The organism is Achromobacter sp. JUb104, from assembly GCF_024806975.1.
In the GTDB taxonomy this organism is placed as follows: Bacteria; Pseudomonadota; Gammaproteobacteria; order Burkholderiales; family Burkholderiaceae_B; genus Achromobacter; species Achromobacter spanius.
In genome coordinates this window covers 321,898-337,695 of record NZ_JANUEY010000002.1, presented here as the reverse complement: position 1 = coordinate 337,695, position 15,798 = coordinate 321,898, and the positions used below count along the sequence as shown (strand labels likewise).

Sequence of the window (15,798 nt, the reverse complement as noted above, 5' to 3'; positions counted from 1 at the left end):
AGACGACCTAAGAACGCTTTGAAGATCCTGTAAGGACGCTTGATGAAAAAATGGTTGGCAATTGCGTTGGGCTGGGTCGTCGCGGTGAGCGTGCATGCCGCCGAACCTAGCCGGGTGGTGAGCCTGGGCGGCAGCGTCACGGAAATCGTCTATGGCTTGGGTGAGGGCGATCGGCTGGTGGGCGATGATTTATCCAGCCTGTACCCCGAGGCCGCCACCAAGCTGCCGCGCGTGGGCTATTACCGCGCCGTGCCGGTGGAAGGCGTGCTGTCGCTCAAGCCCGACCTGGTGCTGGCGTCCGAACAGGCGGGGCCGCCGGACGCGCTCAAGCGGCTGGCCGGCGTGGGCGTGCGCGTGGTCACCGTATCGGATGCGCCGTCGGTGGATTCACTGAAGGCGCGCATCCGCGCCGTGGCCGAGGCGCTGGGCGTCGCGCCCGCGGGTGAGCGCATGGTGGACGAGGTCACCCGCGAACTCGCGCGCGCCGAAGCCATCCCGGCCACGCGCGCGCGCGCCTTGCTGCTGCTGAACCGCACCGGCACGCCGCAGGGCGCGGGTCGCGACACCGCCGCCAACGAAGTCATGCATCTGGCGGGCCTGGTCAATGTGCTGGACGGCCAGCAAGGCTACAAGCCCTTGTCCGCCGAGGCCATCGGCGCGCTGGGGCCGGACTTGATCGTGGTGACGAAGGCGTCGCTGGACGCCGGCGGCGGCATGGAAAAATTCCTGGCCCAGCCGGGTATCGCCGGTTCGCAGGCGGCCGCCAAGCGCCGCGTGGTGGTCATGGACGACCTGCTGATCCTGGGCATGGGGCCGCGCCTGCCCTTGGCGCTGACCCAGCTCAAGCAAGAGGTTGCCCATGTCATGGCGCGTTAGCGCGCCCTTGGCCTTGGGCCTCTTGGCCGTGGCGCTGGTACTGGCCGTGCTGGCCGCCAGCGCCCACGGCGCGGTGTCGATACCGCTGCGCGAACTGCCCGCGCTGCTGTGGGGTCCGGCCACGCCGGACAACGCCCTGTGGCGCAATGTGTTGATCGACATTCGCCTGCCGCGCGTGCTGTTCGCGGTGGTGGCGGGCGCGGGGCTGGCGATCTCGGGCGCCGCCATGCAGGCGCTGTTTCGCAACCCGCTGGCCGAGCCCGGGCTGATCGGTATTTCGGCGGGCGGGGCCTTGGGGGCAGTGGCCGCCATTGTGCTGACCTCGGGCGGCTTCTGGATCACCGCGCCGTCGGCCTTCGTCGGCAGCCTGGTGGCCACGATGTGCGCCTACGCCGTGGGCCGGCGCGTGCCGGGCGTGGCGGGCTTGCTGCTGGCGGGCGTGGCCATCACGGCGATGTCGTTCAGTGTGATCGGGCTGTTCACCTTCGTGGCCACCGATGCGCAACTACGCGACCTGACGTTCTGGAACATGGGCAGCCTGGGCGGGGCCAACTGGAATGTGCTGGCCTTCCTGGGGCCGTGGGTGCTGTTGATGAGCGCCTGGCTGATCAGCCAATGGCGCGTCATGAACGCCTTGCTGCTGGGCGAGCGCGAGGCCCAGCACCTGGGCTACGCGCTCAAGCGCGTGCGCGCGCAACTGGTGCTGGCCAGCGCGCTGATCGTCGGCCCGCTGGTGGCGGCTACCGGCACCATCGTTTTTGTAGGGCTGGTGGTGCCGCACCTGGTACGCATGACGCTGGGCGCCAATCACCGCTGGCTGCTGCCCGCCACGGTTCTTGCCGGGGGGCTGGCGCTGGTGCTGGCCGATTGGATGGCCCGCACGGTTGTCGTACCCGCCGAATTGCCGATCGGCCTGGTCACGGGGCTGGTGGGCGGCCCGTTCTTCCTGTGGCTGCTGGCGCGTGGACGGAGGCTGGGATGACGCTTGCCGCACACCAACTGACGCTGTCGCGCGGCGGCACGCGCATCCTGACCGATGTGTCGCTGGCGGTCCGCCCTGGTGAAGTCGTGGGCTTGCTGGGGGCCAACGGCGCGGGCAAATCCACGCTGCTGGGGGCGTTGGCGGCCGAACTCTCGGCGGATGCCGGCCAGTTGAGCCTGGACGGCGCCGCGCTTGCCGACATGGCCTTGGCGCGGCAAGCACGGCGCCGCGCCGTCCTGCCGCAAAAGCCGGGTCTGACCTTCGACCTGGACGTGCGCGAAGTGGTCGCCATGGGCGCGTACCCGTTTCCCGAACTGGCGCCCGCCCAGGTCGATGCGCTGGTCACGCAGGCGCTGGACCTGGCCGACGCTTCCCACCTGGGTGGCCGCCGCTATCCCGAACTGTCTGGCGGCGAACAGCAGCGCGTGCAGTTCGCGCGCGTGCTGGTGCAATGCCACGCCGCGCGCGCGCCCGGTGAGGCGCGCTACCTGCTGCTGGACGAACCCACCGCCAGCCTGGACCCCAAGCATCAAACCGACCTGCTGCGCCGCGCCTGGCAACTGGCGCACGACGGCAATACGGGCGTACTGGTGATTCTGCATGACATGAACCTGGCGGCGCGCTGGTGCGACCGCCTGCTGCTGCTGAGCGGCGGCCGCGATATCGCGCAGGGCACGCCGGGGGAGGTCTTGACCGCCGCCAACCTGTATCTGGCGTTCGGTATCGACGCGCAGGTGATCCCGCATCCGCTGCAACAGGACCGCCTGCTGGTGTTGACGATGTGAAGCGATGTCGTTGCGAGGAGGTGACGATGTGAAGCCCGCTCCAGGGCCGGTAAAATAGGCGGCCTAATTTCACTCATCACCAACAGGACCCGTGTCATGCCTACTTTTGACGTCGTCTCCGAAGTCGACAAACACGAACTCACCAACGCCATCGACCAAGCCAACCGCGAACTCGCCACCCGTTTCGACTTCAAGGGCACCGAGGCCAAGTTCGAACTGGAAGGCTTCGTCGTAACTCAGGTTGCTTCCAGCGCGTTTCAACTCAAGCAGATGCTCGACATCTTGCGCGGCCGCCTGTCGGCGCGCGGCATCGACGTACGCTGCCTGGACGTGGCCGACCCGCTGGAAAACCTGGGCGGCGCGCGCCAGAAGGTCACCATCAAGCAGGGCATTGAACAGCCCGTGGCCAAGAAGCTGATCGCCGCCATCAAGAACGCCAAGCTCAAGGTGGAATCGCAGATCAACGGCGACAAGCTGCGCATTACCGGGAAGAAGCGCGACGACCTGCAAGCCGCCATCGCGCTGTTGAAAAAGACCGACGTAGACCTGCCCCTGCAGTTCGAGAACTTCCGCGACTAAGCGCCCCGGCCGCTAGCCATGGGGCACTCCAGCGAACTGCAATTGGTGGTTGAGCTGGCGCGCGCGGGCGGCATGTCCGCCGCTGCCCGCCAGTTGGACGTGACCCCGGCGGCCGTCAGCAAACGGCTTGCGCAGATCGAGGCGCGGCTGGGTGTGCGCTTGTTCAACCGCAGCACCCGGCGCCTGAGCCTGACCGCCGAAGGCGAGGTCTACCTGGAAAGCGCGCGCCGCATTCTGGATGAAATCGAAGACCTGGATCAGCTTATCGCCAGTCGCCAGGACAGCCCGCGCGGGCGCCTGAAGGTCAACGCGCCGCTGGGTTTTGGCCGCAGCTACATCGCACCCGCCATTGCCGAGTTCGCGCAGAAATATCCCGACGTCACGCTGCAATTGCAGTTGACCGACAGCCCCGCCGACTTCGTGCGCGACGCTTTCGATGTGGCGATCCGGTTTGGCGACCTGCCCGATACACGTCTTATCGCCCGCAAGATCGCGCCCAACCGCCGGCTGGTGTGCGCGTCCCCCGGCTACCTGAAGACGCATGGTGTGCCGACCACGCCGCACGACCTCGCGCGCCATCAGTGCATCGTGCTGCGGCAAAACGAAGATGCTTACAGCCTGTGGCGTTTCACCAAGGGGCGCCGCAGCGAAACCGTGAAGGTGCGCGGCGCGCTGAGCAGCAACGACGGCGAAGTGACGCTGACCTGGGGCCTGGCGGGCCTGGGCATCTTGCAGCGTGCCGAATGGGATCTGGCGCGCTACCTGCGCAGCGGCCGCCTGGTGCGCGTGCTGGAAGACTACGCGCTGCCGCAGGCGGACATCTACGCGGTGTTCCCGGAACGCCATCATCTATCAGCCAAGGTCCGCATCTTCGTGGACTTCCTGGTCGGCTATTTCCAGCAGGACACGCAAGCGCGCTGGTAGGCCGGATGGGGTTCAGCCCGGATGCGGTTCAGGCCCGATGCGGTTAAGCCCCAATGCGGTTAAGCCCCAATGCGGTTAAGCCCTCATCCCGCCGACCACAAATGCTGCGCGGCATAGGCCCGCCAGGGCCGCCATGAATCGGCACGCGCCAGCAGTTGCCTGGGCGTGTAGGCGCGCGATTCCAATTTTTCCAAGGCCCGGATCAGGCCGATGTCCGCGCTGGGAAACGCATCGGGTTCACGCAGTTGCCGCAAGGCGATGTATTGCGCCGTCCATTCGCCGATGCCCCGGATGGCGCGCAGCCGCGAGACGGCGTCGTCCAGGCTGCTGCCGGGTTCGAACAAATTCGGGTCCGCCACCGCTGCCGCCGCCACGGCGGACAAGGTGGCCGCGCGGCTGCGCGGCATGCCCAGCACGGCCAGCTCGGCGGGCGCCACCGCCTCGGGCGTGGGAAACACATGCGTCAGCCCGTCCTCCGGCTGTGCCAGCAAGGCGCCGTGCGCGGCCACCAGCTTGCCCGCCAGCCGGATCGCCGCCGACACCGTGATCTGCTGGCCCAGCACGGCGCGCATCGCCAATTCAAAGCCGTCCCACGCGCCCGGCACCCGCAGGCCGGGGCGCGCGGCGATCAACGCGGACAGTATCGGGTCGTGCGCGAACTGCGCGGCAAGCGCCACTGGATCACTGCCCAGATCAAACACCCGCCGGATCCGCGCAATGATGGCCGGCAACGCGTGCACGCGCGCCACGCGCACCGTGGCCTGCAACGCGTTGCCCTTGCCGGGCTGCACGCTGATCGTGCCCTGCATGCCATCCAGGCTGATCGTGCGGGAATAACGGTCGCCGTCCACCCGCTCGATGCCAGGAATGGCGCGCAGGCGCAGAAAGCCCAGCATGGCCTGCCAGTCGTAGGGTGGGCGGTAGCGCAGCAGCAGCTTGATGTCACCTTGCGGCGCGAAAGGTCTTTCGGGTTGCGCGGACCGCCGCAGCTCGCCCGGCGCCCGGCCAAACAGCGCCAGGAAACTCTCGTTGAAACGGCGGATGCTGCCAAAGCCGGACGCAAACGCAATGTCGGCCATGGGCAGGTGCGTTTCGTGGATCAGTTGCTTGGCGAGCAGCACGCGCCGGGTCTGCGCCACGGTCACGGCGGACGCGCCCAGATGTTGGCGGAACAAGCGGCGTAGCTGGCGCTCGCCCACGCCCAGCCTGGCGGCCAGCGTATCCATGCCGGCTTCATCCAACGCGCCAGCCTCGATCAGCGTCAGCGCGCGCGCCACGCTGTCGGGCAGGTCGCGCGATGGCCCCAGTTCGGGCGCGGTTTCGGGCCGGCAGCGCAGGCAAGGGTGAAACCCCGCTTCTTGCGCGGCGGCGGCGCTGCCGAAGAACGTGACGTTTCGCGATAGCGGCGTGCGGGCTGGGCAGACGGGGCGGCAATAGATGCGCGTCGTCTTCACCGCGGTGAAGAAGCGGCCGTCGTAACGGGCATCGCGCACGCTGATCGCGCGGTAGCAGGCGTCGTGGTCAAGGTTCATGCCGCCATGCTAGCGCTGCCATCGCGCGCGGATCTAGCGGTTTTCGGACCTTGTTGTGCCAATGACATTCCTGTCCGAAAACCGCCAGCCTGCCGCCGTCCCGGGCGGCTATCGTGGCCGCATGTTCGTGCTCCAACCGGATCCTGCCCGATGACTGCCGACCCTGAAGTCTTTTTGCTTGAACGCGCGCCCACCCCCATCGGCCTGATGCTGATAGTGACCGATGCAAGGCATCGGCTGCGCGCGGTGGATTGGAAAGACCACGAAAGCCGTATGCATACGCTGCTGCGCCGCCAGTACGGCAAAAACGCCATTGTCTTGCGCGATGCTTCGTCAGCCTCCCCGGCCCGGCAGGCGCTGGCTGCGTATTTCGACGGTGAGCTACGGCCCGTCGACGAGCTTGAGGTCGCAACCGCCGGCACCCCGTTTCAGCGGCAGGTCTGGCAAGCGTTACGCGGCATTGCCGGCGGCGCGCCCATCAGCTACGGCGCCCTTGCCACGCGCATCGCGCGGCCGACGGCGGTGCGGGCGGTTGGCTTGGCCAACGGCGCCAATCCCATCGGCATTGTCGTACCGTGCCATCGTGTGGTGGGCGCCAATGCGTCGCTGACGGGCTATGGCGGCGGCCTGCACCGCAAGCGCTGGTTGTTGGACCATGAACAGAAGTGGTCGCGCTTTGCAAACCCTTGTGACAGGTTTGAATGACTTTGTAGCGTGTTAACGATGGCGGCGGCATATGATGCGTTCCCTTTTTCGGAGAATAGATGTTTATGTCGCGCCCCTTGTGCATGTCCGCCCTGTTAGCCGCCACGTTGATGCTCGCCGCGTGCGGCGACGACAACGCCAAGCCGGAAGCGAAAACCGCCGAAGCCAGCACCGCCCAGGCCGAGATCGTCAAGTACAACCAGTACGTCGATACGGCCAACAGTATCAACCAGTCGTTTGAAGAAACGCTGGACCAGTACGAGCAGTACATGGTGCCCAAGCTGGCCGACAAGAAGCCCGTGAAGGACTACGTCATCGGCAACGACATCATGGTGTTGCGCACCAAGGAAAAGTTGGAAAAGGCCTTGGCGATGCAGCCCGCCATTCCCGAGATCGACGCCGCCGCCAAGGACTTTGCGCAAGCCTTGGGCAAGCTGGCCCCGCTTAGCACCGACCTGCAGAACTACGCCGCCGCCAAGACCTTCCTGTCGGACAACGGCGCGCTGGCGCGCGAGAAAAGCCCGGCCTACGTGGCCGCGCTGACCGAGGCGGCCAAGGCGGAAAGCGCTTTCTACCACGGCATTTCCGTGAAAGACACCGCCAACACCAAGGAAGCGTTTGAAAAGGCCAAGAAGGACACGGTGGCCTACTACCGCGCCGGCATGGTGTATTACGGCAAGTCGACGTTGAATCAGGCGACCGGCATTTTTGACGGCACGGGCCTGGGCGACAAGAAGGACGCCTTCAAGCAAGACCTGGACAAGCTCAACGAGATGGCGCTGGGCTTTGACAAGAAGACCCGCGAAGCCGATCCCAAGGGTTGCGCCAGCACGATGATGCAAGCCAACGCCTTCCTGGCGGCGGGACGCAAGGTGCTGGAACACACGGAAAGCGGCCGCTACAAGGAAGACGCCGCGCGCACGGGCGCCTTCAAGATGATGCGCCCCACCATCGTCGACGACGCCTACAGCCTGCGTCAGACATTCAACAACCTGATCAACAACCTGAACGTCAGCCGCTGCTGATCCCCGGCACAACATCTTCAACCTGAAGTTGAAGATGTTGTGAATGGCGCTGCGCGCACGGCGCGCGGCGCTCGGTACATTGCCGACAGACCCTTATCAGCAAGGAGCCCTGTCGGCCATGAAGACCTATCGCATTGCAACCATCCCCGGCGACGGCATCGGCAAGGAAGTCATTCCAGCCGGCCAGCGCGTCTTGCAGGCCCTGGCCGACGAAGGCGGACTGCATTTCGAGTTCCAGAATTTCGACTGGGGCGGCGACTACTACCGCCAGCACGGCGTGATGATGCCGGCCGACGGCCTGGACGCCCTGCGCGACAAAGACGCGATTCTGTTCGGCTCGGCGGGCGACCCCGACATTGCCGACCACATCACCCTGTGGGGCTTGCGCCTGAAGATCTGCCAGGGCTTTGACCAGTACGCCAACGTGCGCCCCACGCGCATCCTGCCCGGCATCGACGCGCCGCTCAAGCGCTGCACGCCCGAGCAATTGAACTGGGTCATCGTGCGCGAAAACTCCGAAGGCGAATACTCCGGCGTGGGCGGGCGCGTGCACCAGGGCCATCCCATCGAAGCCGCGACCGACGTGTCGATCATGACGCGCGCCGGGGTCGAACGCATCCTGCGCTTTGCCTTCAAGCTGGCGCAATCACGGCCACGCAAGCTGCTTACCGTCGTCACCAAGTCCAACGCGCAGCGCCATGCCATGGTGATGTGGGACGAGATCGCGCTGCAAGTCAGCCGCGAATTTCCGGACGTGACCTGGGACAAGGAATTGGTGGACGCCGCCACCGCGCGCATGGTCAACCGGCCCGCGTCGCTGGACACTCTTGTCGCCACCAACCTGCATGCCGACATCCTCAGCGACCTGGCCGCGGCCCTGGCCGGCAGCCTGGGCATTGCGCCTACCGGCAACATCGACCCCGAACGCCGTTACCCGTCCATGTTCGAACCCATCCACGGGTCGGCGTTCGACATCATGGGCCAGGGCCTGGCGAATCCGGTCGGCACGTTCTGGTCGGTGGTGATGCTGCTTGAGCATTTGGGCGAGACGGATGCGGCGGCACGCTTGATGCAAGCCATAGAACAGGTCACGGGCACGCCCGCACTGCACACGCGCGACCTGGGCGGCAACGCCACCACCGAAGAAGTCACGGCCGCAGTGTGCGCGCGGCTGGCGCAGGGCAGGGCAGTGAAAGCGGCATAGCGCTGGAGGGCGCCTGGCCGGCAATACAACAAGAAGCGAAGTTCATTCGTAGTCCAAGGAGACAAGCATGTCCAAGCAAAATTCCCGCGCGCGCGCGTTGGCGTTCGCGTGCCTGTTCAGCCTGCCGCTGGCAGGCGGCATGGCCGTTGCACAGACTTACCCCGCCAAGCCCATCAGCCTGGTGGTGCCGTTTCCGGCGGGCGGCACCACCGATGTGCTGGCGCGCGCGCTGGGCCAGGAGCTAAGCAAAAGCCTGGGCCAGCCGGTGGTGGTGGAAAACAAGCCCGGCGCGGGCTCGACCCTGGGCGCGGATTACGTGGCCAAGGCCGCGCCTGACGGCTACACCTTGCTGATGGGTGCGGTGCATCACACCATCGCCACCAGCGTCTACAAGAGCCTGCATTACGACTTCCAGAAGGACTTCGCGCCGGTCACCACGGTGGCGCTGGTGCCCAATGTACTGGTGGTCAACCCCAAGCTGGACGCGACCACTGTGCAAGGCTTGTTGAAACTGGCGCAGGCCGCGCCCGGCAAGCTCACCTTCGGGTCCAACGGCATGGGCACCGGCCAGCATTTGATTGGCGCGCAGTTTGAGCAACAAGGTCACGTCAAGCTGCTGCACGTGCCGTACAAGGGCAGCGGGCCGCTGACGACGGACCTGCTGGGCGGGCAGATCGATATGTCGTTCGACACCATCACGCCCGTGCTGGCGCACATACAAAGCGGCAAGCTGCGGGCGCTGGCGGTTACCACCAATAAGCGTTCAGAGGCGCTGCCCAACGTGCCGACGATGGAAGAGGCCGGTCTGAAGCCCTTCAACATGGGCACCTGGTTCGGCGTGCTGGCGCCGGCCGCCGCGCCCAAGGACGTGGTGACGCGGCTGAACGCCGAGATGGTGAAGATCATCCAGTCGCCCGATTTCTCGCGCCGCATGGCCGAGATTGGTGCGGTGCCCATCGGCGACACGCCGGAGCAGATGCGCGCCCGCATCGGCACGGATACGGCCAACTACGCCAAGCTGGTGAAGGACGCGAACGTGGCGATCAACTGAGCTTGCGGGTTCGCTGCTCGGTCCGCTGCTCGGTCGGCAATTGAAGCCGCTACGCGCGGATCCAGCCGCGCGCAATCGGCATGGCCAGCAGCTTGCGGTAGAGGGCTTGCGCAGCCAGTGTCAGCGGCCCGCCGACGCGGTTCCACACTGCGGCGGTGGCCGCTGCCACGATGGGCGCCAGGATCAGGCCGCCCGCGATGTCCAGCGGAAAGTGCACGCCCAGGTACACGCGCGACGTGCCCACGACCACGGCGGCCAGCAGCGCCGCCCAACCCCAGCCGGCCCAACGCCGGTCACAAATCAGCGCGAACGCAAACGTGGCGATGATGATGGTGTGGTTGCTGGGGAATGACGAGGTGGCCTTGTGCGGGAAAAACGCATGGCCCAGGCCCAGCACAAAGGGCCGCGGCTGCGGCCACAGCGCGCCGCACAGGTAGCTGATGAACAACGCGACGCCAATGCTGGTCAGCGCCTTCAGGGCCAGGCTGCGTTGCGCCTGCCCGCCCCATAGCCACATCGCCACCAGCGCGCCCGGCACGAACAGGATCAGTCGGTTGGCCAGCAGCAAGCCGGCCTGGATCTGCCAGGCGGCGGTGGCCGGGTCGGCGTTGATCGACAGAAACAGGGCATGGTTCAAAGCATCCAGAGCATTCATGACACGTCATCGCAGCGTAATAATCAATAGTCGCGATGGTAGTGGGGTTACCCGTCAGTCCGCTTACAAAATGCGGCTGAATGCGGGCTTTTACTTCTGGACACGCGCTTCGCTATTCGCCTGGATCGTGCTTCGGGATGACACTTCAGCTTCATCCTTCTGCTTGATACGTCTGCTTCATCGTTCTGTTTCATCCTGCGCCTTCATCCGCCGCCCAGCTTCTTGCCCAGTCGGCGCCACCCAATCACAACCCCCGTCAGGCTCAACGCCGCGCCGCCCAGGCTCAGGACGATCAGCAAGACGTCCCAGATGGGCCGGCGTGACAACAGGCCGGTCCAGTCCCAACTGTGCAGAAACGAGAATAGCCAGCGGCTGACCCGGTTGCTGCGGTCTTGCCGACCCACGATCTGGCTGGTGGCCGGGTCCAGGTATACCCAGGTGGCTTGCGGGTTGTCGTAGATCACGCGCCAGATGGGCAGCGGCTTTTCCACGTGGCCCAGCATGGCGTGCGCGTCGCGTGCGTAGTAATAGAAATCGTAGTGGGTCAGCACCTGGACCTCGCGCACCGTGGCGCCCGGCAGCAAGCGCGTGGCGGCTTGGCGCAAGTCGTTCTCCACGAACGCAGTAGGTGTGGCATCGATGGCCGACATCACGCTCGGCGCGCCCACGGTGGTGCGCGCCAGCGCCACGTCCTGCCCGGCCGCGCGGGTCCACACCAATTCGCGCGGGGCGCTGGGCAGGGCGGTAATCAGGTCGCGCGGCGACGCCAGCGGCGCGTCGGCCGGGGGCCCGGCGTAGGCATTGGCTGCAAGCGGCGCGGCCGTGCTGGTGAAGAGCTTCCACGGGTTCATCGACATCAGGCCGCTGAAGATCCAGGTAATGGTGATGGCGGCAAACAGCAGGCCGCTGATGTGATGCCATCGCATCATGCGTTCGCGGTAGGGCGAACGGCTGCCCGTGGCGTAGGGGCGCGAAAAGCGCCAGCGCAGGATGCCCACGACCGTGCCCGTCAGCGCCAGCACCACTCCAGCCACCGACAGCCACACCACCACGTCGTGCCACCAGCGGTCCAGCGCGTTGCCGCGTAGCGGATACAACCAATGGATCCACGCGCCCGCGTAGTTCCAGGCGCGTTCGTTGCGGCTGGCGTCCAGCACCACCGCGCCGGTTGCCGACGAGACATACAGCCGGGTGCGCGCCGGGTCATCCATGTCGATGCGGTGCAGCGGCCGGTGCACATCCAGCGACCCCGAGTGGGTGTAGACGTCTTCGTCCACCGTCTCCTGGTGGCGCGCGGCGTACTGGCCGCCAAACCACGCCAGCGCGGACGCCTTGGCCACGGCGGCATCAGCGGGCGGGAGCAGGGCGCCGCTGGCGGCATCCACCACCTTGGGCGCCGTGCGCGGGGCGCCGGGCATCAGATAGACCGGCGCGCCGGCCCGCGTGGCGGCCAGGCTCAGGCCGGTGGTGTCGCTGGCGCCCGCCGCCGCCAACGCCTGGGCGGGCGTGATGGCGATGGCGGCGGCATCCAGCGGCGCCAGGTGCGTCAGCCTTTCCTGCGGCGTCAGCTTGGGGTAGCCCACGTACATCATCACCACGCCGGAAATAAACCACATGGCAAAGAACAGGCACAGCACGATGCCGGCCCAGCGATGGGTCAGGTAGAGCCATCGCTTGACGCGGGAGGACAGCGGCGGCCCCGCGCGGCGGGCGGGCTTGCTTTCCGGCTTGATCGCGGGCGTACCTGCAGGCTTAGGTGTGGCTTGGCGTGTAGACGTGGCGCTCATGGCATTCCCCTTAAGCGCGTTCGTCAGAACCGCATTTGCAAGGTCAGTTCCACCGAACGCGGCGCGCCCAGGTAGTACATCGTGGGGCTGCTGTTCGCGGCGTAGACCTTGTCGGTCAGGTTGCGCACGCGGAAGGTCGCGTCCACGTTGCGGTTGATCCGGTGCGACAGCGCCGCGTCAAACACCGTGTAGGACGGCGCCCACACCGTGTTGGCCGAGTCCGCATACGCGCGGCCCACGTAGCGCGCCGCGACGCTGGCGTTCCAATCGGGCACGAAGGCGTAGTCCACCCACACGTTGGCCAGGCGGCGCGGCGTGTTGGTCGGCACCTTGCCGTTGCGCGATACCGAACCGCCACCGACCGACTGCGTGAAGTCGTCGTACTTGGGGTCCACAAAGGCCACGTTGCCTTGCAGCGACAGCTTGGACGTCAGTTGCAAACCGCCCGCCAGTTCCACGCCGCGCGCGGACTGCGCACCCACCGGCACGCTGACGCCGGGGTTGTTGGGGTCAGACGTCGCCAGGTTCTTGCGCTTGATCTCGTAGATCGACACGGTGGCTGCACCCCGCCCATCCCAGAAGTTGAACTTGCCGCCCACTTCGGCCTGCGTGCCGGTGGTGAGCTTGTCGTTGTTCAACACGTCGGCGAATGACGCGGTGGCCATCAGGCCCGACGGGGGATCGGCCGCGGTGGCGTACTGCGCGTACAGCGACGCTTCCGGGCTGATCTCCCAGTTCACGCCCAGACGTCCGGTCAAGGGCGAATAGCTGCGCTGCGCGCTGGCGGGCGAGGTGGCGGTGACCGCGCGGCGGTTGGTCAGGTCCAGGTCGATAAAGTCCTTGCGCAGCGCCGACACAATCGCCACGCCCGGCAGCACTTCCGTGCGGTTTTCAAGCGTTAGTGCAAAGGTGCGGATGCGGTTCTCGCGGTCGGGTTTGTGGCCGCGCGTCATGCCGGGAATGTCGTAGAAATCGCCCGCCGAAAAATCGTAGGGGTCCACGGCGTCCACCTGGCCGGACAGGCTGGTGGGAAAGCGCGTGACCTTGTTCTGGCTGATGTCGGCGCCAAATGACCAATCGCTGCGCAGGCCCGCGATGGACGAGCGATACAGCCCTTCGACGCGGTTGCCCAGCAGGCGTTGCTCGTGCCGTTGCAGCAACGCGCCCGAACGCAGCACCAGGCTGTTGTCGGCGTTGAAGCGATAGCTTTCCAGGTTGCGGAAGTCGCGGTCCGCGCGGTAGTGGTACAGCGTGTTCTTCAACGTCAGGTTCGTCCCCGCGCGCCATTCGGTCACGGAACGCGCCCACAGCACCGACTGCTCGTACAGGCCGTCGTTGACGTTGTAGTTCTTGAAGCGCGTGCCATCCATGATGTGGCCTTCGCCTTGCACCACGCCGTTGGCATTGGTCTTCAGCGGCGTGCCCCAGTAGGGGCGGTCGACCTGTTCGCGCTGGAATTCAAACGCGAAGGTCTGGGTCACGTCGGCGCCCAGGTCCGACAGCAAGGACGCGGCCACCTGGGTGGCGCGGCTATGGTTGCCGTCGACCCAGCCGTGGCTGGAACCGGTGTTGGCGTCGATGCGCAGGTAGTGGCCTTGCCCGCCGGCATCGCCCGCCAACTGCTGGTTCAGGCCGATGGAATATTGGCGGCTGTCGAACGAACCCAGGCGGAACTGGGCGTCGTAGAAGGTGTCGCGTTCGGGCAGCTTGGTCACGTAGTTGATGGCGCCGCCCACCGCGCCCGCGCCGAACAGAAAGGTGGCGGGGCCGCCGATGGCTTCGACGCGGTCGTAGATCCAGCTATCGATGGGGCGCCCGGCAATGGCGTCGTACTGCACGGAAATGCCGTTGAACAATTGCGACACCTGGCCGCCCGAGAAGCCGCGATAGCTCACCGCGCCGGCGTTGCCCGGGGGCGAGGCGTTGTCCACGCCGGGAATGCCGCGCGCAATCTCCTGCGTGTTCAGGGAACCGCGCGCTTCGATCTGCTCGCGCGAGATCACGGTGACGCTGGCCGGTGTTTCGCGCAGGGTCAGGCCCAGGCGGCTGCCGGTGTTGTCGTGGGCGTCCAGGTCGATCACGCCATTGGGCGCGGGTGCGGCGTAGCCCGCGCCGTAGACGGTGGTGGGCGCCAGGGTCTTCACGGCGGGTTCGGCGGCCAGGGCCGGGCTGCCGGCGATGGCGCCCAGCAGCAAGGTGTAGAGAGTCGTGTGTTTCATGTCGGAGGTCGGCAAACGAGCAAACGGGCGAGCGCATCCAGCGCGCCGCCTCGGATAAGCGGGGCGCGACGAGTCGCGAGGGTCTGATGTCGACGGCGCTAAGCCTGGCGGCGAAAGCCGCTAGTCGTGCGTGTCAGGAAAGACGATGGCGTGGGCGCATGGCGCTGCCGCAGGCAATGACGGGAAACCGACGTGTCGGAAAACCCATGCGGCAAACAACCGAAGCCCCGCTCAGTTTGCGGGCGGTGCGCGCGGCTGTACCGCGCTCCAGGCATGAAGGGAGTTTTCCGCCAGGAAGAACAGCGGCGGGTAGGTGATGGCGCGGCCCACGGGGACGGGCACCACCGGCACGGGCGCGGGCAGGATGCTCACGTCGGCTTGGGGGTTGCGGCACAGCGGGCAATGATGATCGCCATGGGCGTCGTCGGCCTTGCTGCCGTGCGGGCTATCGTGCAGGTCGTTATGCGAGTCGTTGTGCGGCACTTCCAGCGTCAGGGTGCCGCTGGCTTCCCCTTCGCTGGCGCAGTACTCAACGCTGATGCGATGGAAGTGATCGCTATCGGGCGACAGGCTCAAGGCATGCGCTAGCGACGGCGCCAACGACGCCCACAGGATCGCGGCAAGCGCGATCCACAGGTTGGGGCGGGTCAGGAAAGTAGCGAAGCACATGGAGCGGAATTATATCGGAGCAGTTTTCCGATGCGCGCGCAGTATCAAGGAAATCTTAAGACGCCCGCCCGCGTCTTTTCCTCATGGCGTTTCCGTTAGCCCTCGGCTATACCGACAAGTGCCGGCGCACGTCCTCGCCATCGATGGTGCTGCGGTCGCCGCTGGCCACCACTTCCCCGCGCGATAGCACGACGAACTGATCCGCCAGCTCGCGCGCGAAATCAAAGTACTGCTCGCAAAGCAAAATGGCGATGTCGCCGCGTTCGCGCAGCATGTGGATGACGCGCGCGATGTCCTTGATGATGGACGGCTGAATGCCTTCGGTGGGCTCGTCCAGGATGATGAGCTTGGGCTCTGCCACCAGCGCGCGCGCAATCGCAAGCTGTTGCTGCTGCCCGCCGGACAAGTCGCCGCCGCGCCGCGACAGCATGCTCTTCAGCACGGGAAACAGTTCGAAGACTTCTTCCTTGATGCGGCGCGCGCGGGCGGCGGGCTTCGTCGCCATGCCCATCAGGATGTTCTCTTCCACCGTCAGCCGCGCGAAGATGTCGCGGCCCTGCGGCACGTAAGCCATGCCGCGCGCGGCCCGCTGGTGCGGCGCCAGGCGCGTGATGTCGGCGCCGTCAAACGCGATGTTGCCGCTGGCCACGGGCAACACGCCCATCACGCATTTCAGCAACGTGGTCTTGCCCACGCCGTTGCGGCCCAGCAGCGCCAGGCACTCGCCCTGGCGCACCGATAGCGACACGCCGCGCAGCGTGTGGCTGCCGCCGTAGTATTGGTTGATCGTGCTTACGTCCAGCAT

The 15,798-nt window shown here is 66.4% G+C and carries 15 protein-coding genes; 9 read left to right on the top strand and 6 right to left on the bottom strand.

Annotated elements, in window-relative coordinates; translation table 11 throughout:
• Window positions 1-42 precede the first annotated feature (42 nt).
• The 5 genes from M2361_RS13510 to M2361_RS13490 all read left to right on the top strand — a co-directional run bounded on the left by M2361_RS13510 (window position 43) and on the right by M2361_RS13490 (window position 4,146).
• The gene (locus M2361_RS13510; RefSeq protein ID WP_259249695.1) at window positions 43-876 is read left to right on the top strand and encodes a hemin ABC transporter substrate-binding protein; all 834 of its coding nucleotides are present in this window, start codon (window positions 43-45) and stop codon (window positions 874-876) included.
• Window positions 860-1,858, top strand: coding sequence for an iron ABC transporter permease (locus M2361_RS13505; RefSeq protein WP_259249694.1), 999 nt, complete (start codon window positions 860-862; stop codon window positions 1,856-1,858). Before M2361_RS13510 ends, M2361_RS13505 begins: the two co-directional genes overlap by 17 nt.
• The gene (locus M2361_RS13500; RefSeq protein WP_259249692.1) at window positions 1,855-2,643 is read left to right on the top strand and encodes a heme ABC transporter ATP-binding protein; all 789 of its coding nucleotides are present in this window, start codon (window positions 1,855-1,857) and stop codon (window positions 2,641-2,643) included. Before M2361_RS13505 ends, M2361_RS13500 begins: the two co-directional genes overlap by 4 nt.
• Window positions 2,644-2,739: 96 nt before the next feature.
• Window positions 2,740-3,222 (top strand): YajQ family cyclic di-GMP-binding protein, encoded by a 483-nt coding sequence (locus M2361_RS13495; protein WP_259249690.1) that lies wholly within the window; start codon window positions 2,740-2,742, stop codon window positions 3,220-3,222.
• Window positions 3,223-3,240: 18 nt separating this feature from the next.
• Window positions 3,241-4,146: a LysR family transcriptional regulator gene (locus tag M2361_RS13490; RefSeq protein ID WP_259249689.1), complete on the top strand. Its 906-nt coding sequence runs from the start codon at window positions 3,241-3,243 to the stop codon at window positions 4,144-4,146.
• Between the two features lie 83 nt (window positions 4,147-4,229).
• Here M2361_RS13490 and M2361_RS13485 read toward each other — a convergent pair whose 3' ends face one another.
• A complete protein-coding gene (locus M2361_RS13485; RefSeq protein ID WP_259249687.1) occupies window positions 4,230-5,678 on the bottom strand; it encodes an AlkA N-terminal domain-containing protein in 1,449 nt (482 codons plus the stop codon).
• A gap of 150 nt (window positions 5,679-5,828) precedes the next feature.
• On the opposite strand from M2361_RS13485, the gene M2361_RS13480 reads away from it, so the two are divergent.
• The 4 genes from M2361_RS13480 to M2361_RS13465 all read left to right on the top strand — a co-directional run bounded on the left by M2361_RS13480 (window position 5,829) and on the right by M2361_RS13465 (window position 9,663).
• Window positions 5,829-6,383 (top strand): methylated-DNA--[protein]-cysteine S-methyltransferase, encoded by a 555-nt coding sequence (locus tag M2361_RS13480; protein WP_259249684.1) that lies wholly within the window; start codon window positions 5,829-5,831, stop codon window positions 6,381-6,383.
• An 83-nt stretch (window positions 6,384-6,466) separates the two neighbouring features.
• A complete protein-coding gene (locus M2361_RS13475; RefSeq protein ID WP_259249683.1) occupies window positions 6,467-7,408 on the top strand; it encodes a YiiG family protein in 942 nt (313 codons plus the stop codon).
• 118 nt (window positions 7,409-7,526) lie between these two features.
• Window positions 7,527-8,612, top strand: a complete 1,086-nt coding sequence (locus tag M2361_RS13470) for a tartrate dehydrogenase (protein ID WP_259249680.1) — start codon at window positions 7,527-7,529, stop codon at window positions 8,610-8,612.
• Window positions 8,613-8,679: 67 nt separating this feature from the next.
• Window positions 8,680-9,663 (top strand): tripartite tricarboxylate transporter substrate binding protein, encoded by a 984-nt coding sequence (locus tag M2361_RS13465; RefSeq protein ID WP_259249679.1) that lies wholly within the window; start codon window positions 8,680-8,682, stop codon window positions 9,661-9,663.
• A gap of 49 nt (window positions 9,664-9,712) precedes the next feature.
• Here the strand turns inward: M2361_RS13465 and M2361_RS13460 are convergent, their stop codons facing one another.
• The 5 genes from M2361_RS13460 to urtE form a co-directional block, all read right to left on the bottom strand.
• Window positions 9,713-10,318: a phosphatase PAP2 family protein gene (locus M2361_RS13460; RefSeq protein ID WP_259249677.1), complete on the bottom strand. Its 606-nt coding sequence runs from the start codon at window positions 10,316-10,318 to the stop codon at window positions 9,713-9,715.
• 203 nt (window positions 10,319-10,521) lie between these two features.
• Complete coding sequence (locus M2361_RS13455; RefSeq protein ID WP_259249675.1) at window positions 10,522-12,105, bottom strand: PepSY-associated TM helix domain-containing protein; 1,584 nt, start codon at window positions 12,103-12,105, stop codon at window positions 10,522-10,524.
• Between the two features lie 23 nt (window positions 12,106-12,128).
• The gene (locus M2361_RS13450) at window positions 12,129-14,324 is read right to left on the bottom strand and encodes a TonB-dependent siderophore receptor (protein WP_259249672.1); all 2,196 of its coding nucleotides are present in this window, start codon (window positions 14,322-14,324) and stop codon (window positions 12,129-12,131) included.
• 231 nt (window positions 14,325-14,555) lie between these two features.
• The gene (locus tag M2361_RS13445; RefSeq protein ID WP_259249671.1) at window positions 14,556-14,993 is read right to left on the bottom strand and encodes a DUF2946 domain-containing protein; all 438 of its coding nucleotides are present in this window, start codon (window positions 14,991-14,993) and stop codon (window positions 14,556-14,558) included.
• A gap of 106 nt (window positions 14,994-15,099) precedes the next feature.
• Window positions 15,100-15,798, bottom strand: coding sequence for an urea ABC transporter ATP-binding subunit UrtE (urtE, locus tag M2361_RS13440; RefSeq protein WP_100854755.1), 699 nt, complete (start codon window positions 15,796-15,798; stop codon window positions 15,100-15,102).

Coding starts and splice junctions, on each gene's coding strand:
- M2361_RS13510 (WP_259249695.1), top strand. CDS start 43: ATGAAAAAATGGTTGGCAATTGCGTTGGGCTGGGTCGTCGCGGTGAGC.
- M2361_RS13505 (WP_259249694.1), top strand. CDS start 860: ATGTCATGGCGCGTTAGCGCGCCCTTGGCCTTGGGCCTCTTGGCCGTG.
- M2361_RS13500 (WP_259249692.1), top strand. CDS start 1,855: ATGACGCTTGCCGCACACCAACTGACGCTGTCGCGCGGCGGCACGCGC.
- M2361_RS13495 (WP_259249690.1), top strand. CDS start 2,740: ATGCCTACTTTTGACGTCGTCTCCGAAGTCGACAAACACGAACTCACC.
- M2361_RS13490 (WP_259249689.1), top strand. CDS start 3,241: ATGGGGCACTCCAGCGAACTGCAATTGGTGGTTGAGCTGGCGCGCGCG.
- M2361_RS13485 (WP_259249687.1), bottom strand. CDS start 5,678: ATGAACCTTGACCACGACGCCTGCTACCGCGCGATCAGCGTGCGCGAT.
- M2361_RS13480 (WP_259249684.1), top strand. CDS start 5,829: ATGACTGCCGACCCTGAAGTCTTTTTGCTTGAACGCGCGCCCACCCCC.
- M2361_RS13475 (WP_259249683.1), top strand. CDS start 6,467: ATGTCCGCCCTGTTAGCCGCCACGTTGATGCTCGCCGCGTGCGGCGAC.
- M2361_RS13470 (WP_259249680.1), top strand. CDS start 7,527: ATGAAGACCTATCGCATTGCAACCATCCCCGGCGACGGCATCGGCAAG.
- M2361_RS13465 (WP_259249679.1), top strand. CDS start 8,680: ATGTCCAAGCAAAATTCCCGCGCGCGCGCGTTGGCGTTCGCGTGCCTG.
- M2361_RS13460 (WP_259249677.1), bottom strand. CDS start 10,318: ATGAATGCTCTGGATGCTTTGAACCATGCCCTGTTTCTGTCGATCAAC.
- M2361_RS13455 (WP_259249675.1), bottom strand. CDS start 12,105: ATGAGCGCCACGTCTACACGCCAAGCCACACCTAAGCCTGCAGGTACG.
- M2361_RS13450 (WP_259249672.1), bottom strand. CDS start 14,324: ATGAAACACACGACTCTCTACACCTTGCTGCTGGGCGCCATCGCCGGC.
- M2361_RS13445 (WP_259249671.1), bottom strand. CDS start 14,993: ATGTGCTTCGCTACTTTCCTGACCCGCCCCAACCTGTGGATCGCGCTT.
- urtE (WP_100854755.1), bottom strand. CDS start 15,798: ATGCTGGACGTAAGCACGATCAACCAATACTACGGCGGCAGCCACACG.